Origin of the sequence: Kribbella sp. VKM Ac-2568, assembly GCF_004345365.1 — a bacterium.
Taxonomy (GTDB): Bacteria; Actinomycetota; Actinomycetes; order Propionibacteriales; family Kribbellaceae; genus Kribbella; species Kribbella orskensis.
Genome location: NZ_SLVF01000002.1, coordinates 360,496 through 377,628, shown reverse-complemented (window position 1 = coordinate 377,628; position 17,133 = coordinate 360,496). Strand labels below are relative to the sequence as shown.

General features: G+C 68.6%; 13 protein-coding genes. All 13 read left to right on the top strand.

Annotated features, from left to right (window positions below):
• The first annotated feature begins 51 nt into the window (after nt 1–51).
• Nucleotides 52–570, top strand: coding sequence for a ribosome maturation factor RimP (gene rimP, locus EV648_RS05620; protein ID WP_132285657.1), 519 nt, complete (start codon nt 52–54; stop codon nt 568–570).
• Nucleotides 570–1,562 (top strand): transcription termination factor NusA, encoded by a 993-nt coding sequence (nusA, locus tag EV648_RS05615; RefSeq protein WP_132285655.1) that lies wholly within the window; start codon nt 570–572, stop codon nt 1,560–1,562. Before rimP ends, nusA begins: the two co-directional genes overlap by 1 nt.
• A 51-nt stretch (nt 1,563–1,613) precedes the next feature.
• A complete protein-coding gene (locus tag EV648_RS05610; protein WP_255512784.1) occupies nt 1,614–1,934 on the top strand; it encodes a YlxR family protein in 321 nt (106 codons plus the stop codon).
• Between the two features lie 133 nt (nt 1,935–2,067).
• Nucleotides 2,068–5,205 carry a translation initiation factor IF-2 gene (infB, locus tag EV648_RS05605; protein ID WP_132285653.1) on the top strand — a complete coding sequence of 1,046 codons (3,138 nt, stop codon included), beginning with the start codon at nt 2,068–2,070 and terminating at the stop codon, nt 5,203–5,205.
• Nucleotides 5,206–5,343: 138 nt separating this feature from the next.
• Nucleotides 5,344–5,781: a 30S ribosome-binding factor RbfA gene (gene rbfA, locus EV648_RS05600; protein ID WP_199234440.1), complete on the top strand. Its 438-nt coding sequence runs from the start codon at nt 5,344–5,346 to the stop codon at nt 5,779–5,781.
• Nucleotides 5,762–6,676 carry a tRNA pseudouridine(55) synthase TruB gene (gene truB, locus EV648_RS05595; RefSeq protein WP_132285649.1) on the top strand — a complete coding sequence of 305 codons (915 nt, stop codon included), beginning with the start codon at nt 5,762–5,764 and terminating at the stop codon, nt 6,674–6,676. The genes rbfA and truB overlap by 20 nt, the downstream gene beginning before the upstream one ends.
• A gap of 185 nt (nt 6,677–6,861) precedes the next feature.
• Complete coding sequence (locus EV648_RS05590; protein ID WP_158293905.1) at nt 6,862–9,126, top strand: N,N-dimethylformamidase beta subunit family domain-containing protein; 2,265 nt, start codon at nt 6,862–6,864, stop codon at nt 9,124–9,126.
• Nucleotides 9,127–9,293: 167 nt separating this feature from the next.
• The gene (locus EV648_RS05585) at nt 9,294–10,088 is read left to right on the top strand and encodes an NAD-dependent protein deacetylase (protein WP_241994918.1); all 795 of its coding nucleotides are present in this window, start codon (nt 9,294–9,296) and stop codon (nt 10,086–10,088) included.
• A 186-nt stretch (nt 10,089–10,274) separates the two neighbouring features.
• Complete coding sequence (locus tag EV648_RS05580; protein WP_132285643.1) at nt 10,275–11,237, top strand: bifunctional riboflavin kinase/FAD synthetase; 963 nt, start codon at nt 10,275–10,277, stop codon at nt 11,235–11,237.
• Nucleotides 11,238–11,397: 160 nt separating this feature from the next.
• Complete coding sequence (rpsO, locus tag EV648_RS05575; RefSeq protein WP_012920573.1) at nt 11,398–11,670, top strand: 30S ribosomal protein S15; 273 nt, start codon at nt 11,398–11,400, stop codon at nt 11,668–11,670.
• Nucleotides 11,671–11,957: 287 nt separating this feature from the next.
• A complete protein-coding gene (locus EV648_RS05570; protein ID WP_132285641.1) occupies nt 11,958–14,192 on the top strand; it encodes a polyribonucleotide nucleotidyltransferase in 2,235 nt (744 codons plus the stop codon).
• The gene (locus EV648_RS05565; protein ID WP_132285639.1) at nt 14,189–15,502 is read left to right on the top strand and encodes a pitrilysin family protein; all 1,314 of its coding nucleotides are present in this window, start codon (nt 14,189–14,191) and stop codon (nt 15,500–15,502) included. The genes EV648_RS05570 and EV648_RS05565 overlap by 4 nt, the downstream gene beginning before the upstream one ends.
• Nucleotides 15,503–15,580: 78 nt before the next feature.
• Nucleotides 15,581–16,984, top strand: coding sequence for an FAD-binding oxidoreductase (locus EV648_RS05560; protein ID WP_132285637.1), 1,404 nt, complete (start codon nt 15,581–15,583; stop codon nt 16,982–16,984).
• Nucleotides 16,985–17,133 lie beyond the last annotated feature (149 nt).

Here is a 17,133-nt window from a genome sequence, read left to right as displayed (position 1 = left end):
GCCGAGCGGAATTTTACGGGTGCACAACTGGAGAGAGAGGCAGGTCTACCTGTGAGCCGAAGGACTGACCACACGGACCCCGAGAGCCTCGAAAACTTCCTGCGGCCGATCGTCCAGCAGTTCGGCTGCGACCTGGAAGCCGCGGACGTCGCGCCGGCGCCCGGCAGGGGCCGGATGCTGCGCGTGCTGGTGGACCGCGACGGCGGTATCAGCCTGGACGACGTCGCCGAGGTGACCCGGGCGATCTCCAAGGCGCTCGACGCGGACGACGTGATGGGTGACGGCGCGTACACCCTCGAGGTGTCCAGCCCCGGGGTGGACCGGCCGCTGACGCTGCCCCGGCACTGGCGGCGCAACATCTCCCGCCTGGTCGAGGTCACCCTCGTGGCCGGCGGCAAGGTGACCGGCCGCATCAAGGCTGCCACCGACGAGGCTGCCGAGCTGGACGTCAAGGGCCGCCCGCGCACGATCGCCTACGCCGACATGACGAAGGCCAAGATCCAGATCGAGTTCAACCGGCCAGCCGGCAACGACGAACCTGCCGCTGACGGCACGGTGGAGGAGAACTGATGGACATCGACATGGCCGTGCTGCGGTCCCTGGAACGCGAGAAGGACATCGCCTTCGACATCGTCGTGGAGGCGATCGAGCAGGCCCTGCTGGTGGCCTACCACCGGACCGAGGGCGCTCAGCAGCAGGCGCGGGTCGAGCTGGACCGCAAGACCGGGCATGTCACCGTGTACGCCCGCGAGCTCGCCGAGGACGGCACGGTCGCCCGCGAGTTCGACGACACGCCCGCCGACTTCGGCCGGATCGCCGCCACCACGGCCAAGCAGGTCATCCTGCAGCGGCTGCGCGACGCCGAGGACGACGTCCGGTACGGCGAGTTCTCCGGCAAGGAGGGCGACATCCTCTCCGGCGTCATCCAGCAGGGCCGCGACCCGCGCTCGGTGATGGTCGACCTCGGCAAGATCGAGGCGGTGCTGCCGGCCCCGGAGCAGGTGCCGGGGGAGAAGTACGAGCACGGCTCCCGGCTGCGGGTCTACGTGGTCGGCGTCCGGAAGGGCTTCAAGGGCCCCCAGATCACCGTCTCCAGGACCCACCCGAACCTGGTGAAGAAGCTGTTCGCGCTCGAAGTACCGGAGATCGCCGACGGGACCGTCGAGATCATGGCGATCGCGCGTGAGGCCGGTCACCGGACCAAGATCGCCGTCCGGACGCTGAACCCGTCCGTCAACGGCAAGGGCGCCTGCATCGGCCCGATGGGCCAGCGTGTGCGCAACATCATGCACGAGCTGCACGGTGAGAAGATCGACATCATCGACTACAGCGACGATCCGGCCACCTTCGTCGGGAATGCGTTGTCCCCGGCGCAGGTTTCATCAGTAGAGGTGGTCGACGCCGCGGCACGCGCCGCCAGGGTCGTCGTCCCCGACTACCAGCTCTCGCTGGCGATCGGCAAGGAGGGGCAGAATGCCCGCCTCGCGGCCCGGCTGACGGGCTGGCGGATCGACATCCGACCGGATACTGATGTGACTCGTGGGGACGAGAAGGTAGACTGATCTCTCGGTCGGTCGACTGAGTCGTCACCACACCCTGAGGATCACCTGACAGTGACTGCAGACGCGCGCCCTGGCAAGCCTGGGGAGCGCACCTGTATCGGGTGTCGGAAACGGGACAGTCCGACCGGCTTGCTGCGGATGACGGTTTCTGGAGGACGTGTCCTCCCGGATCCCGCTCATCGGGCACCCGGCCGTGGGGCGCATCTGCACCCGGTGACCGGATGTCTCGACCTCGCCGAGCGTCGCAAGGCGTTCCCGCGGGCCTTCAAGGTTCCGGGACCGCTTGATCTGACGCTTGTGCGGGAACAGGTGGAGCAGCAGGAGCACGACAGCAGGACAAGTGCGGCCGCCCGGCCGCCCGCAGCGGTTTGAAGGCCGTCGCGACGACATGAAGGCGGGTCATCGACTCATGACCACTCGATGAGTGTCGAACGATGAGTGCAATGCGATGAGCATGTACGTCAACTAACGGTCCGCGCCCCAGGCTCGGACCAGAGGGAGAGTAGTGGCAAAGGTCCGGGTCTACGAGCTCGCGAAAGAGCTCGGAGTTACCAGCAAGGTCGTTCTGACCAGGCTGAACGACATGGGAGAGTTCGTCCGATCGGCGTCCTCGACGATCGAGGCACCCGTCGTTCGACGGTTGGCGGAAGAGTTCGAGAAGAACCCGCCGAAGAAGCGCGCGGCCAAGAAGGCCGCGGCAAGCACATCAGCAGCGCCGCAGGCGACCGCACCGGTCGCCCCGGCGGAGCCGGTCGTGGAGAAGAAGGCGGCAGCGCCTGCTCCGGCCGCACCGGCACCCAAGGTGGAGGCCGAGCGCACCGCGCCGGCCGCCGAAGCAACCCCGGCTCCGGTCGCGGCTGAGCCGACGGTGACCGAGAAGGCCGCTCCGGTCGCCTCGGCCCCCGCTCCGGCGCCGTCCCCGGCCCGTCCGGGTCCGCGCCCCGGCCCCAAGCCGGGTCCGCGTCCCGAGGCCACCCCTGCTCCGGCAGTGGAGGCCACGGCCAAGGCGGCTCCCGCGTTCGAGGCGCCTGCGGCCAAGGCCGCCGAGGCCCCGGCCGCTCCGGCCCCGTCCGCCCCGAGCCCGGCAGCGCCGCGGCCCGCGGCAGAGTCCCCGGCCCGTCCGGCGCCGCGTCCCGGAGTACCGGGCAACGCTCCGCGTCCGGGTGGTGCGCCCCGTCCGGGTGCGCCTCGTCCGGGTGGTTCCCCGCGTCCGGGTGCTCCCGGCGGTCAGGGTTCCGGTGGCGGTCGTCCGGGCGCTCCGCGTCCGGGCAACAACCCCTTCAGCTCGACCCAGGGCATGCAGCGCGGTGGCGCACGTCCGGGTCCGGGTGGCGCTCCGGCGGCCCCGGCCCAGGGTGGTAGCCCGGCGGGTATGCCGCCGCGGCCGCCGCAGGCTCGCAGCGGTGGGTCCGACCGGCCGCGTCCGTCCGGTGGTGTTCCGGGCGCCCCGCGTCCGAACCCGGCGATGATGCCGAAGTCCTCAGCCGGTACCTTCACCGGCCGTCCGTCGGGGCCCGGCGGCGGCGGTGGTGGCGGTGGCGCCGGTGGTGGTGGCCGTGGCCGTCCGGGCGGCGGTCCGGGTGGACCGGGTGCCGGTCCGCGCAGTGGCGGCGGCGGTGGCGGTGGCGGCGGCGGTTTCCGTCCCGGTGGTGGACCCAGCGGTCCTCCCGGTGGTGGCGGCGGTCGTCCGGGCCCGGGCAACCGGGGCCGTGGCGGGACGCAGGGTGCCTTCGGGCGTCCGGGCGGTCCGGCCCGTCGTGGTCGCAAGTCCAAGCGCGCGAAGCGCCAGGAATTCGACAACATGCAGGCGCCGGCCGTCGGCGGCGTACGCGTCAAGCACGGTGACGGCGAGGTCGTGAAGCTCGCTCGTGGCGCCTCGCTGACGGACTTCGCCGAGAAGGTCGGCGTCGACCCGGCATCGCTCGTGCAGGTGCTGTTCCACCTGGGCGAGATGGTGACCGCGACCCAGTCGGTCAACGAGGAGACCCTGCAACTGCTGGGTACCGAGCTGAACTACGACGTCCAGGTCGTGTCCCCGGAGGACGAGGACCGCGAGCTGCTCGAGTCGTTCGACATCGACTTCGGGTCGAACGAGGGCGACGAGGCCGACCTGGCCTCCCGTCCGCCGGTGGTGACCGTGATGGGTCACGTCGACCACGGTAAGACGAAGCTGCTGGACGCCGTCCGGCACGCGAACGTCGCGGCCAAGGAAGCCGGTGGCATCACCCAGCACATCGGTGCGTACCAGGTGACGACCGAGGTGGACGGCAAGGAACGCGCCATCACCTTCGTCGACACCCCCGGTCACGAGGCGTTCACCGCCATGCGTGCCCGTGGTGCGCAGGCCACCGACATCGTCATCCTGGTGGTCGCGGCCGACGACGGCGTGATGCCGCAGACGATCGAGGCGCTGAACCACGCCCGGGCGGCGAACGTCCCGATCGTGGTCGCGGTGAACAAGATCGACGTGCCGAACGCGGACCCGACCAAGGTGCGCGGTCAGCTGACCGAGTACGGCCTGGTGCCCGAGGAGTACGGCGGCGACACCATGTTCGTGGACATCTCGGCGAAGGCCCGGCTGAACATCGACGGTCTGCTCGAGAGCGTCATCCTGACCGCGGACGCGGCGCTGGACCTCCGGGCCAACCCGGACATGCCGGCGCAGGGTCTGGCGATCGAGGCGCACCTCGACAAGGGCCGTGGTCCGGTCGCGACCGTGCTGGTCCAGCGCGGCACGCTCCGGGTCGGCGACTCGATGGTGGCGGGTCCGGCGTACGGCCGGGTCCGGGCGATGCTCGACGAGCACGGCAACAACGTCGAGGAGGCCCTCCCTTCCCGTCCGGTCACCGTGCTCGGTCTGACCGCGGTGCCGGGTGCCGGCGACAAGTTCCTGGTGGTCGAGGACGACCGGATGGCCCGTCAGATCGCTGAGAAGCGTGAGGCGCGGGCTCGTGCGGCGGCCAACGCCAAGCGGCGCGCCCGTCGTACCCTCGAGGACTTCATGGCCTCGATGGAGAAGGGCCAGAGCCAGGAGCTGCTGCTCATCCTCAAGGGTGACGTGTCCGGTTCGGTGGAAGCGCTCGAGGACGCACTGGTGCGGATCGAGGTCGGCGACGAGGTCAACCTCCGCGTCATCGACCGCGGCGTCGGTGCGATCAACGAGAACGACGTCAACCTGGCCATCGCGTCGGACGCCGTCATCATCGGCTTCAACGTGCGGCCGGCGGGCAAGGCCGGGGATCTGGCCGAGCGCGAAGGTGTGGATGTCCGGTACTACTCGGTCATCTACGCGGCGATCGACGACATCGAGGCGGCCCTGAAGGGCATGCTCAAGCCGATCTACGAAGAGGTCCAGCTGGGCCAGGCGGAGATCCGCGAGATCTTCCGCTCCTCGAAGGTCGGAAACATCGCCGGTTGCTGGGTCACCACCGGCACGATCCGCCGCAACGCCAAGGTCCGGTTGATCCGGGACGGCGCCGTGGTGGTCGACAACGCCGACCTGTCGTCGCTGAAGAGGTTCAAGGACGACGCGTCCGAGGTCCGCGAGGGCTTCGAGTGTGGTCTGACGATCCAGGGCTACAACGACATCAAGATCGGTGACGTCGTCGAGGCGTTCGAACTGCGCGAGAAGCCGCGCAGCTGATCGGTCCCGGCGCCGAGGTCCCCGGACCCCGGCGCCGGACAGCCTAGTAACGTCCGGAGTGGCGGTTTCTCAACCACCGTCGCTCCGGACGTTACGCATGAATGGACGTCAAGCAGGAACACGAGGGAGTGAGCCCTGATGGGTGAAGCAAGGGCGAAGCAGCTGGCCGACCGGATCCAGGTACTCGTCGCGGAGTTGCTGGAACGCCGGGTCAAGGACCCGCGGCTCGGCTTCGTCACCGTGACGGACGCCAAGCTGACCGGGGATCTGAGCGAGGCGAGCGTCTTCTACACGGTGTACGGCGGAGAGCAGGAGCGGGCGTCCACCGCCGCCGCGCTCGAGTCGGCCCGTGGCCTGATCCGCAGCGAGGTCGGCAAGGCCCTCGGCCTGCGGCGCGCGCCGAGCCTGGCGTTCTACCTGGACGCCATCCCGGAGACCGCCGGCCAGATCGAGGAACTGCTGGCCAAGGCGCGGGCGGCCGACGCCGAGGTGGCCAAGGCCGCCTCGGGCGCCAAGCCGGCCGGTGACGCCGATCCGTACAAGCGCCGCGAGGACGATGACTCCGACGACGAGTGACCTGGACTTCTCCGTCGCCGACGGCATCGTCGTCGTCGACAAACCGGCGGGGCTGACCTCGCACACGGTGGTGGCCAGGATCCGCAAGCTGGCCGGCACCCGCAAGGTCGGCCACGCCGGCACGCTCGACCCGATGGCGACCGGCGTACTGGTGGTCGGCCTGAACCGCGCGACGCGGCTCCTCGGCCACCTTCAGTTGGCGGACAAGTCGTACGACGCGACGATCCTCCTCGGCGCCTCGTCCAGCACGGACGACGCCGAGGGGGAGATCAGCCCGGTGGCGTCCGCCGACGACCTTGCCGCCGTGACAGTCGAGTCGATCGAGGCTGCTGTGGCGGGTTTCCGCGGGGAGATCTCGCAGGTGCCGTCGAAGGTGTCCGCGATCAAGGTCGACGGGCGGCGAGCGTACGAACGGGTCCGCGCGGGCGAAGAGGTCGCGCTGAAGGCCCGCAGCGTCACCATCAGCCGGTACGACGTGGTCGACGTCCGGCCCGGTTCTTCGGGTATCGAGGTCGACATCTCGGTCGATTGCTCGAGCGGGACCTACATCCGAGCCCTTGCTCGCGATCTTGGTGCAGAGCTTGGGATAGGCGGACACCTGACGATGCTCCGGCGTACTCGTGTGGGTGCTTTCGGCTTGTCGTCGGCGCACACGCTGGAAGAGCTGGGGGAGTCCTTCACGATGCTCCCGATCGCGGACGTCGCGGCCGACACGTTCCCCCGCTTCGACGCCGACGCGGAACAGGCCGCGGCCATCCGTACTGGGCGTCCTCTGCCGGGCCTGAAACTCACAGCCGGCCAACAAACCGCCATGTTCGACCCAACCGGCACCTTCCTGGCCCTGTATGAACCCCACGGCCCCCTGGCAAAACCCACAGCCGTCTTCGTCAGCTAGAGGTCTTGGGCGACGAGAACGTCCTGGGAGGTCCCTGACGGGGTTGGTCCCGAGCTGTGACCTGACTCGGCCTTCCGCACCGACCTCACTGCGTGTCACGCTCGCAAGGTGATCAGTCTGGTCACCTTTCTGTGGGGGGAAGTCAGCTCTCACGTGTTTTGAGCGGTCGGATGCCTGGGGGGATCATGATCCGTCGGTTGATCGCGTCGGCAAGTGTTGTTCTCCTGCTGTCGGCCATGATGACGACGTTCGCTGCTGGATCTGCGTCCGCAGCCGGCGCCAACGTGACCATCACACCCTCCGTGGCCTCGAACGGCACGACGACCTTGGTCTACCGGGCCACGGTGACCCGTGCCGGGACGGTGCGCGACATTGTCATGTCGATACCCTCCGGCTCGACTGGCCGGATCACTTCGGTCAACGGAACCGTGAGCACCGTGTCGCCCGGAGTACTGAAATGGCGACCTAGCAAGACCGTGGTTGTGGGCGTCGGCGCCCGTTTCGCCATCCCCCTCTACGGCCTCCGTCTACCTAGCGGCGGACCCTGGACCCTCAGCTTCAAGGCGACCGGCACAACCGGGTCCATCCTGTCCTCCGGCACTGGCACTCTGACACCCCTGCGGACGTACTCCGCCAGTGTGGCCATCACCGCCAGCAACCCGATTCCTGCTCAAACGACGACGCTGAACTACTCCGCCACGGTCACCCGGGCAGGCATCCTGGCCGCGGTCCGCATGCAGTTGCCCGCGGGAGCCCGAGGCGCCGTCACGAGTGTGAACGGGACACTGACGACCTCCAGCGGCTACGCGACCTGGACTCCCCGTGCTGCCATCAGCGTCGCCGCCGGTGCACGGCTAAGCATCCCGATCTACGGAGTCGTGCTGTCCAAGTACGGCGGCATCCTGACTCTCGCGATGTCCGCCCGAACCTCGACGGGCACGCTCCTGTCGTCCGGCTCCGGCACGCTGGCGCTCATCGCGCCCCCAGCTGCGATGCCGCCGGTAGCGGTCGCCGGCTTCGCGCCTGTCCCGGCCGGGTGTCCGACCGCCTGGCCGTCCACGACCGCGGAGAACGCGAAGCCTGGAACCGGTGGCTGGGTGATCCCGACCTCGATGAACGGCACGCTGGCTGCCTACCTCACCGAGGTCTCGGCCACCTGCGGAGACACCGTCGACCTCAAGGTGACCTCCGGCAATCCGGTCAGCGTCGTCGCCTATCGGATGGGTTACTACCAAGGCCTTGGCGCCCGTGAGATCTGGCGCCAGAACGCCGTTCCGACCGTCGTTCAGCCGGCCCCGGTGACGGGCGGAACCGCCAATGGCAACCCGCTACGGATGACGTCCGCGGCGCACTGGTCCAAGACTCTGAGCATCCTTGTCGATTCCGCCTGGGTGCCGGGCACCTATCTCATCAAGGTCAGCGACGGTACGTCCGCCTCCTATGCGCCGTTGACGATCCGCGACGACACCGGAACGAAGCACGACCTGCTGATCCAGCAGGCGAACGCGACGTGGGAGGCCTACAACAAGTACGGCGGTGTGAGCTTCTACAGCGGTCTGACCACCGGTTCCGGCCGCCTCACCTACAACCGCCCGTATGCCGAGGGGCAGGGGTCCGGGCAGTACCTGCCGCTCGAGCAGGGGCTGGTGTTCTGGGCCGAGTCCAAAGGGCTGGACGTGACCTACTGGACCAACAACGACCTGGACGAGTTCGGGGGTCAGTTACCCAACCGCGCGGGGACGATCTTCCTGCCCGGCCACGACGAGTACTTCTCGATGGGCATGCGTGCCGCTCTGAGCCAGGCGATCAACCGTGGCGTCAACGTGGCGAACCTCGGCGCCAACACGGCGTACCGCTTGATCAGGTTCACTGACGGCAGCCGGAGGGCCTGGGACATCGACCGGTACACCGACGGCTACAACTCGACCCTCTGGCGCTATCTCGGCGACGCGTACGCATCGCAGCCGTATCTCGGGGCCGAATACATCTGTGGCCTCCCTGGCAACACCCTGATCACGGGGACGAGCTGGGTATTCAACGGAATCGCCCCGGGCACCAGCCTGCCTGGCTTTGTTGCGGGCGAGATCGACCGCGTCGACTCGAATCTGTATCGGCGGCCAGGCCTGACCGTCGTCGCCAGCGGCACCGGCATCTGCCGCACAAGCGGTCAGGCCCGTCCCATGCACACAACGACGTTCACCGCCGCCTCGGGTGCCCGCGTCCTCAACGGATCGACCTTCGCGTACGGCTGCTTCCTCGTAGCCCGCTGCCCCTCCACCTGGACGGTGCCATCACCGTCCGCACAGTCACAGCAGGCAGTCGGCAGGATGGTCGCCAACATCACCGAATGGGTCAGTCGCGGCGCAATCCAGGTGCCGGGCGACAACGCTGTCGCCGCAGTACGAGTAGCCGTTCCCAAGCACCACCTCGAAACCAGCAACCAGCCCTAGCCCGACGGCGTTGTCGACACGGTGACGAGGAGCCGCGACCCAGGGGTGGGCGTGGGGCTTCGCAGTACGCTTGAGGTGTGCGTTCCCGTCCCACACTGACCTGGTCTCCTGGGCCTGATGTGCTCTCGTTGGCACCCGGCACTACGGACATCGCTCCCGTTGCAGACGTGGTTGCCGAGGGAGGTGTGGTGGTTCTCAGCGGGGCTGGGATCTCCACCGAGTCCGGGATTCCGGACTACCGCGGCGAGAGCGGCAGCTTGCGGACGCATACGCCGATGACGTACGGCGATTTCGTGGGGACCGAGTCTGGCCGTCAGAGGTATTGGGCGCGGAGTCACCTCGGCTGGCGGACGATCGCCCGAGCTGATCCGAACGACGGCCACCGGGCGGTCGCGGCACTGCAAGCCCGCGGATTCCTCAACGGTGTCATCACCCAGAATGTCGACGGGCTGCACGGCGCGGCCGGCGCGCGTGACGTCATCGAACTCCATGGGAACCTCGACCGGGTGATCTGTCTGAACTGCCGCGCAACAAGTCCGCGCGAAGAGCTGGATCGCCGGTTGCGGGCGGCCAACCCGGTGTTCGAGGCAGAGGCGACCCGGATCAATCCCGACGGTGATGTCGAACTACCCGACGAGGTGGTGAAGGACTTCCGGCTGGTCGACTGCACGAACTGTGGTTCGCCGCTGCTCAAACCAGACGTCGTCTTCTTCGGCGAGAACGTCCCGAAGCCCCGCGTCGAACGCTGCTACCAGTTGATCGACGAGGGGAACGCCGTACTGGTGCTCGGATCCTCCCTGACCGTCATGTCCGGCTTCCGCTTCGTCCGGTACGCCGCCAAGGCCGGAAAACCCGTCCTGATCATCAACCAGGGCCACACCCGCGGCGACCCCTACGCCACCCACCGAGTGAACCTCCCCCTGGGCCAAGCCCTGACCACCCTCACCGACACCCTCGTCTAACGCCACCACCTGCAATGCGTGAAGTCATACGAACCGGTGAGGTAGCAGTAGCCGGTTGAGCCGCCAGCCGTGGGGGAGAACGAGCCACCGGGCCGGGCCACTCTAGGTTGGGTGACCAGATGATTACAAGGGGTGATCAGGGGACCTGTTGCTCCGACCGGACGCGTGACATGGAATCCTGCTCTCATGCGTGTCTGGCACGGTTTGGACGAGGTGGACCCGGGGTTCGGTCCGTCGGTCGTCACCATCGGCAACTTCGACGGCGTGCACCGCGGCCACCAGGAGGTGCTCGCCCACGCCAAGGCCCGAGCGGCCGAGCTGGGTGGGCTGCCGGTGGTCGCGATGACGTTCGACCCGCACCCGATGGTGGTGCTGCGCCCGGACCGGGCGCCCGCGATGATCAGCGAGCCCGATCAGCGGGCCGAACTGCTCGGCGCGGCCGGTGCCGACGCCGTGCTGATCCTGCCCTTCAACAAGGACGTGTCGTCCTGGTCGCCGCAGGAGTTCATCGACCGCGTCCTGGTGGGGACCCTGCATGCCAAGGCGATCGTGGTTGGGGAGAACTTCCGCTTCGGGCACAAGGCCGCCGGCCACGTCGACACCCTCGTCGCTGCGGGTGCCGCGGCTGGGTTCCAGGTGGAGGGCCTGACCCTCGCGGGAGACAGCCAGCCGTGGTCGTCGACGCACATCCGTGAGCTGATCGCCGCGGGCGACGTCGAAGGCGCCGCGGCGGCGCTCGGACGCCCGCTACGGGTCACCGGGACCGTCGTCGAAGGCGACAAGCGCGGCCGCGAGCTGGGCTACCCGACCGCCAACATCCCTGCCCTGGCAGGCGCCGCGGTCCCGCTGGACGGGGTGTACGCCGGCTGGCTGACCGTGCTGGAGCCCGCACCCGGCGCCCCGCAGTACTCCGAACCGTTGCCGGCGGCCATCAGCGTGGGCAGCAACCCCACCTTCGACGGGGTGGACCGGCGGGTGGAGTCGTACGTGCTGGATCGCGACGACCTCGAGCTGTACGGCGCGAATATCGCGGTGGACTTCGTCGCCCGGTTGCGCGGCAGCCAGATCCGCTTCGACAGCATCGACGACCTGCTGGTCCAGATGAAGGCCGACGTCGACAATGCCCGCCGGATTCTCGCCGAGGAGTAGCCTTCACGTCGAGGACACGAGCCCAGTTCCTTACCGGGAATTAGGGTGACGTGTCCGCGGACTGATACTCTTGGCGCTGCCGTCTGAACGGCCGCGGATCGAGAGTGCCCGGGTGACCCAAGCCCCGGTGCGCCGCGCAACGGAAATCGAGAGGACCTCCGTGTCATCAGCTAATCCTGAAGCGAAGAAGAAGATCATCGGTGAGTACGCCCTGACCGAGGGTGACACTGGTTCCCCCGAGGTCCAGGTGGCGCTGCTCACGCACCGGATCGCCGACCTGACGGAGCACCTCAAGGAGCACAAGCACGACCACCACAGCCGTCGTGGCCTGCTGCTGCTCGTCGGTCAGCGCCGCCGGCTGCTGAACTACCTGGCGAAGAAGGACATCAACCGCTACCGGTCCCTGATCGAGCGGCTCGGCCTTCGCCGATGACGTCGTGAGGAGCGGCCCCCGGATCCGGGTGGCCGCTTCTCGCGTATCTGCGGTCCCCGGTGGCAACCACCACCGGGCGCCGCGGGACAACTGAAGAATCAACGACAACGAGACGACGCGAAACGCGTGTCGGGACTACGACCGGTCCTCGGTAGTGGCCTTCGGGGGTGCCATCCAACCATGGGCACCCGCGGGCCTCGATCGAAGACCGGCACCCCGGAGCTCGCGCCTCGCAGTCGTCTCAAGCGAGAGAGGGGTATCCCGTGTCGGGATCCACAAACGCGCCCATGGAGGGCGCAGAATTCGCTGAAGCCGTCATCGACAACGGCAGCTTCGGCACCCGCACCATCCGCTTCGAGACGGGCCGTCTGGCCCAGCAGGCCGCCGGCTCCGCCGCCGCCTACCTCGACGGCGACACGATGGTGCTCTCGGCCACCACGGCCAGCAAGAAGCCCAAGGACCAGTTCGACTTCTTCCCGTTGACGGTGGACGTCGAGGAGCGGATGTACGCCGCCGGCCGCATCCCGGGCTCGTTCTTCCGCCGGGAGGGCCGTCCTTCCGAGGAGGCCATCCTGACCTGCCGGCTGATCGACCGCCCGCTGCGGCCGTCGTTCGTCTCCGGCCTGCGCAACGAGATCCAGGTCGTCATCACGGTCCTGGCGCTGAACCCGGACAAGCTGTACGACGTGCTGGCGATCAACGCCGCGTCGATGTCCACCCAGATCGCCGGGCTGCCGTTCTCGGGCCCGATCGGCGCCACCCGCGTCGCTCTGATCGACAAGCAGTGGGTCGCCTTCCCGACGCACTCCGAGCTCGAGGACGCCGTCTTCGACATGGTGGTCGCGGGTCGTGTCACCGACACCGGTGACGTCGCGATCATGATGGTCGAGGCCGAGTCCACCCCGGGCACCTTCGACGCCGTCGCCGCCGGCAAGCAGGCGCCGACCGAGGAGATCGTGGCCCAGGGCCTGGAGGCCTCGAAGGCCTTCATCAAGACCCTGGTCGAGGCGCAGTCCGAGCTGGCCGCCAAGGCGTCCAAGCCGACCGGCGAGTTCCCGCTCTTCCCGGACTACCAGGACGACGCGTTCGCCGCCGTCGAGGCCGCTGCCACCGAGGAGCTGTCGCAGGCCCTCACCATCGCGGGCAAGCACGACCGCGAGGAGGCCACCGACGCCGTCAAGGCCGCCGTGGTCGAGAAGCTGGCCGCCGACTTCGAGGGTCGTGAGAAGGAGCTGTCCGCAGCCTTCCGCTCGCTCACCAAGAAGCTGGTCCGCAAGCGCGTGCTGACCGACAAGGTCCGCATCGACGGCCGCGGCCTGGCCGACATCCGCCCGCTCAAGGCGCAGGTCAAGGTGCTGCCGCGGGTGCACGGCTCGGCGTTGTTCGAGCGCGGCGAGACCCAGATCCTGGGTGTCACCACGCTGAACATGCTCCGGATGGAGCAGCAGCTCGACACGCTCTCCCCGGAGACGCGCAAGCGCTACATGCACAACTACAACTTCCCGCCGTACTCGACCGGTGAGACCGGCCGGGTGGGTTCGCCGAAGCGCCGCGAGATCGGTCACGGCGCGCTGGCCGAGCGGGCCCTGGTGCCCGTGCTGCCGTCGCGCGAGGACTTCCCGTACGCGCTGCGCCAGGTGTCCGAGGCCCTCGGCTCGAACGGCTCCACCTCGATGGGCTCGGTCTGCGCCTCGACGCTGTCGCTGCTGTCCGCCGGTGTGCCGCTGAAGGCGCCGGTCGCCGGTATCGCGATGGGCCTCATCTCCGGTGAGGTCGACGGCGAGACGGAGTACGTCGCGCTGACCGACATCCTGGGCGCGGAGGACGCGTTCGGCGACATGGACTTCAAGGTCGCCGGCACGAAGGACTTCGTCACCGCCCTGCAGCTGGACACCAAGCTGGACGGCATCCCGGCCAGCGTGCTCGGTGCGGCGCTGACTCAGGCCAAGGACGCGCGGCTGACCATCCTCGACGTGATGGCCAAGGCCATCGACGCCCCGGGTGAGATGAGCGAGTTCGCGCCGCGGGTCATCTCGGTGAAGGTCCCGGTCGACAAGATCGGCGAGGTCATCGGCCCGAAGGGCAAGATGATCAACCAGATCACCGACGAGACCGGTGCCGACATCTCCATCGAGGACGACGGCACGGTGTACATCGGTGCGACGGACGGCCCCTCGGCCGACGCGGCGCGCGCGATGATCAACGCGATCGCCAACCCGACCATGCCGGAGAAGGGCGAGCGCTACCTGGGCACGGTCGTGAAGACGACCAACTTCGGTGCGTTCATCTCCCTGCTCCCGGGCAAGGACGGTCTGCTGCACATCTCGAAGCTGCGCGGCCTGGCCGGCGGCAAGCGGGTGGAGGCCGTCGAGGACATCCTGTCCGTCGGCCAGAAGCTCCAGGTCGAGATCGCCGAGATCGACGACCGCGGCAAGCTGTCGCTGATCCCGGTGCTCGAGGAAGATGCCGACAAGAAGGCCGACGAGAAGGCCGACGACGCAGAGGTCGCTCCCGCCGAGTGACACGTGCGATCACCAGCACGCTGCTGAGCCCGGAGGCGGGCGGTCCGGTCAAACGGACCGTCCTGCCCTCCGGGCTTCGCGTGCTCTCCCAGTCCGTACCGGGCTTCCGCTCGGTCACCTTCGGCGTCTGGGTCGGCGTCGGCTCGCGGGACGAGCCGGTCCAGCTGTCCGGTGCCACGCACTTCCTCGAGCACCTGCTGTTCAAGGGCACCGAGCGCCGCGACGCGCTGGAGATCTCCGCCTCACTGGACGCCGTCGGCGGCGAGATGAACGCGTTCACCGGCAAGGAGTACACCTGCTACTACGCCCGGGTGCTCGACTCCGACCTGCCGCTCGCGGTCGACGTCATCTGCGACATGATCACCTCGGCGACGCTCACCGAGGAGGACGTGGAGAGCGAGCGGGACGTGATCGACGAAGAGATCGCGATGCATGCCGACGAGACGTCGGACCACATCCACGACCTCTTCGCCGAGCAGCTCTGGGGCCAGTCCCCGCTGGGCCGCTCCATCACCGGTACGCCGGAGTCGGTGGCGGGCCTGACCCGTCGCCAGGTGGTCGGCTGGTACCGCCGTCGCTACCAGCCGGCCGACATCGTCGTATCCGTCGCGGGCAATGTGGAGCACACCGACGTGGTGAGGCTGGTCCGCAAGGCGTTCGAGCGCCACTGGGTCACCGCTGAGGCCGAGCCCGCTCCCGTACGCCGAGGTGCCGCGCGCCGCGTCCCGACGTACGGGGGAGTGCGGGTGCACCACCGGGACGTCGAGCAGGCGCACCTCGTGCTCGGTATGCCCGGGCTGGTCCGCAACGACGAGCGCCGGTATGTCGCCGGCGTGCTGCACGGCATCGTCGGGGGCGGGATGTCCTCGCGGTTGTTCCAGGAGGTCCGGGAGAAGCGTGGTCTCGCGTACTCGGTCTTCACCTTCGGCTCTGCCTACGCGGACACCGGCATGGTGGGCGTCTACGCGGGTTGTCTGCCGAAGAAGGCGCCCGAGGTGCTCGAGGTGGTCCGGGCCGAGCTGGCCACGATCGCCAAGGGCACGATCACGCCCGACGAGCTCCTTCGCGGCAAGGGCCAGATGCGCGGCTCGGTGGTGATGGGGCTGGAGGACACCGGCGCCAAGATGACCCGGATCGCCAAGGCCGAGCTCGTCTATGGCGAGCTGCCCACCGTGAACGACATCCTGGCCCGGATCGACGCGGTCACCCTGGACGACGTCGCAGACCTCGCCGCCGAGCTCTATGCCGGCCAACAGGCCCTCACGGTGATGGGTCCCTTCGACGAGGACACTTCAGCCTTCGTTCTGTGACCGCCTTGTTGCCGTCCGGCGCGCCCTCGACAGCCCTGTGCGACGGGAGCAGACTGGCGGCAGGGAGGGGGGCCCGCGATGAGCACAATCACTCCGGACGTGCACCTCGACGCACAGGCACTCGACGACCTCCGGGCGGACTTCCGCGGCGAGCTCGTCGGTCCCGGTGATCCGGCGTACGACGAGCGCCGAAAGGTCTGGAACGGTTCGATCGACCGGCATCCGGCGCTGATCGCCCGCTGCACGGGCGTCGCCGACATCCGCGCCGCGATCGGCTTGGGCCGGCGGACCGGTCTGCCGGTCGCGGTCCGCGGCGGCGGGCACAGCTTTCCCGGTCACTCGAGCTGCGACGGCGGCATCGTGATCGACCTGTCGCCGCTCAAGGGCATCCGCGTCGATCCGGTCCGGCGAACGGCCCGGGCCCAGGCCGGCGTCCTGCTCGGTGAGCTCGACCGTGAGACCCAGGCCTTCGGCCTGGCGACGCCTTCCGGCATCGTCACCCACACCGGCGTCGCCGGTCTCACCCTGGGCGGCGGGATCGGCTGGCTGATGCGCAAGTACGGGCTCAGCATCGACAATCTGGAGTCGGTCGACGTGGTCACCGCCGAGGGTGAGCTGGTCACCGCGAGCGAGGACGTCAACGCGGACCTGTTCTGGGGTGTTCGCGGTGGCGGTGGCAACTTCGGCATCGTGACCGAGTTCGAGTTCCGGCTGCACCCGGTCGGTCCGATCGTGCTGGCCGGCCCGGTCCTGTGGCCGATGGAATCGTCGCCCGAGCTGCTGCGCTTCTACCGGGACTGGATCACCGAGGTGCCGGATGAGCTCACCACCGCGGTCGTCCATCGATGGGTGCCGCCGCTGCCGGCGATTCCGGCCGAGTACCACGGACGCCCGGTGGTGATGGTCATCGCGTGTTACGCCGGTCCCGTCGAGGACGGCGAGCGGGTGCTGGCACCGCTCAAGGCCTTCGGACCGCCGTTGCTGGACCTGTGCACACCGATGCCGTACCTCGCCCTCCAGGCGATGCTCGACCCGGGCTTCCCGCACGGACGCTGGTACTACATGCGGGCCTGTGACGTCGCCGAGCTCTCCGACGAGGTGATCGACATTGCGGTGGAGCGCGGCCTGGCGATCGACTCGCCGTTGACGTCGTACCCGATCTTCCAGCTCGGCGGCGCGATCCGTGGCGTCGATGCGGCCGGGTCCGCGTTCGGTGACAGATCGAGTGGGCACACCTTCAACTTCGTCGGCGCGACGACCGGTCCGGACGGTTTCGCCGAGCAGCGCGAGTGGGTGCGGCAGTGCTGGCGGGCGCTCGAACCGCACCAGTCCGGTGTGTACGTCAACTTCCTCGGCGACGAGGGTACGCCACGGATCAGGGATGCGTACGGCGCCCCGGCGTACGAGCGGCTCAAAGCGCTCAAGCAGAAGTACGACCCGGGCAACCTGTTCCACCTGAACCAGAACATCCCACCCGGCTGACCCTCGGCGTGCACAAACGCCACTTTGGTGAGCAAACGTCCTCAGGCGTGGATCGTCTGATGACTTGGGCAGGAAACGTGGTTATCGTGTCCGAAGCCTGCCTTGTCGGCCCAGGGTGCTCTGACGTCTCGCCAAGGTAACGCGTTTGT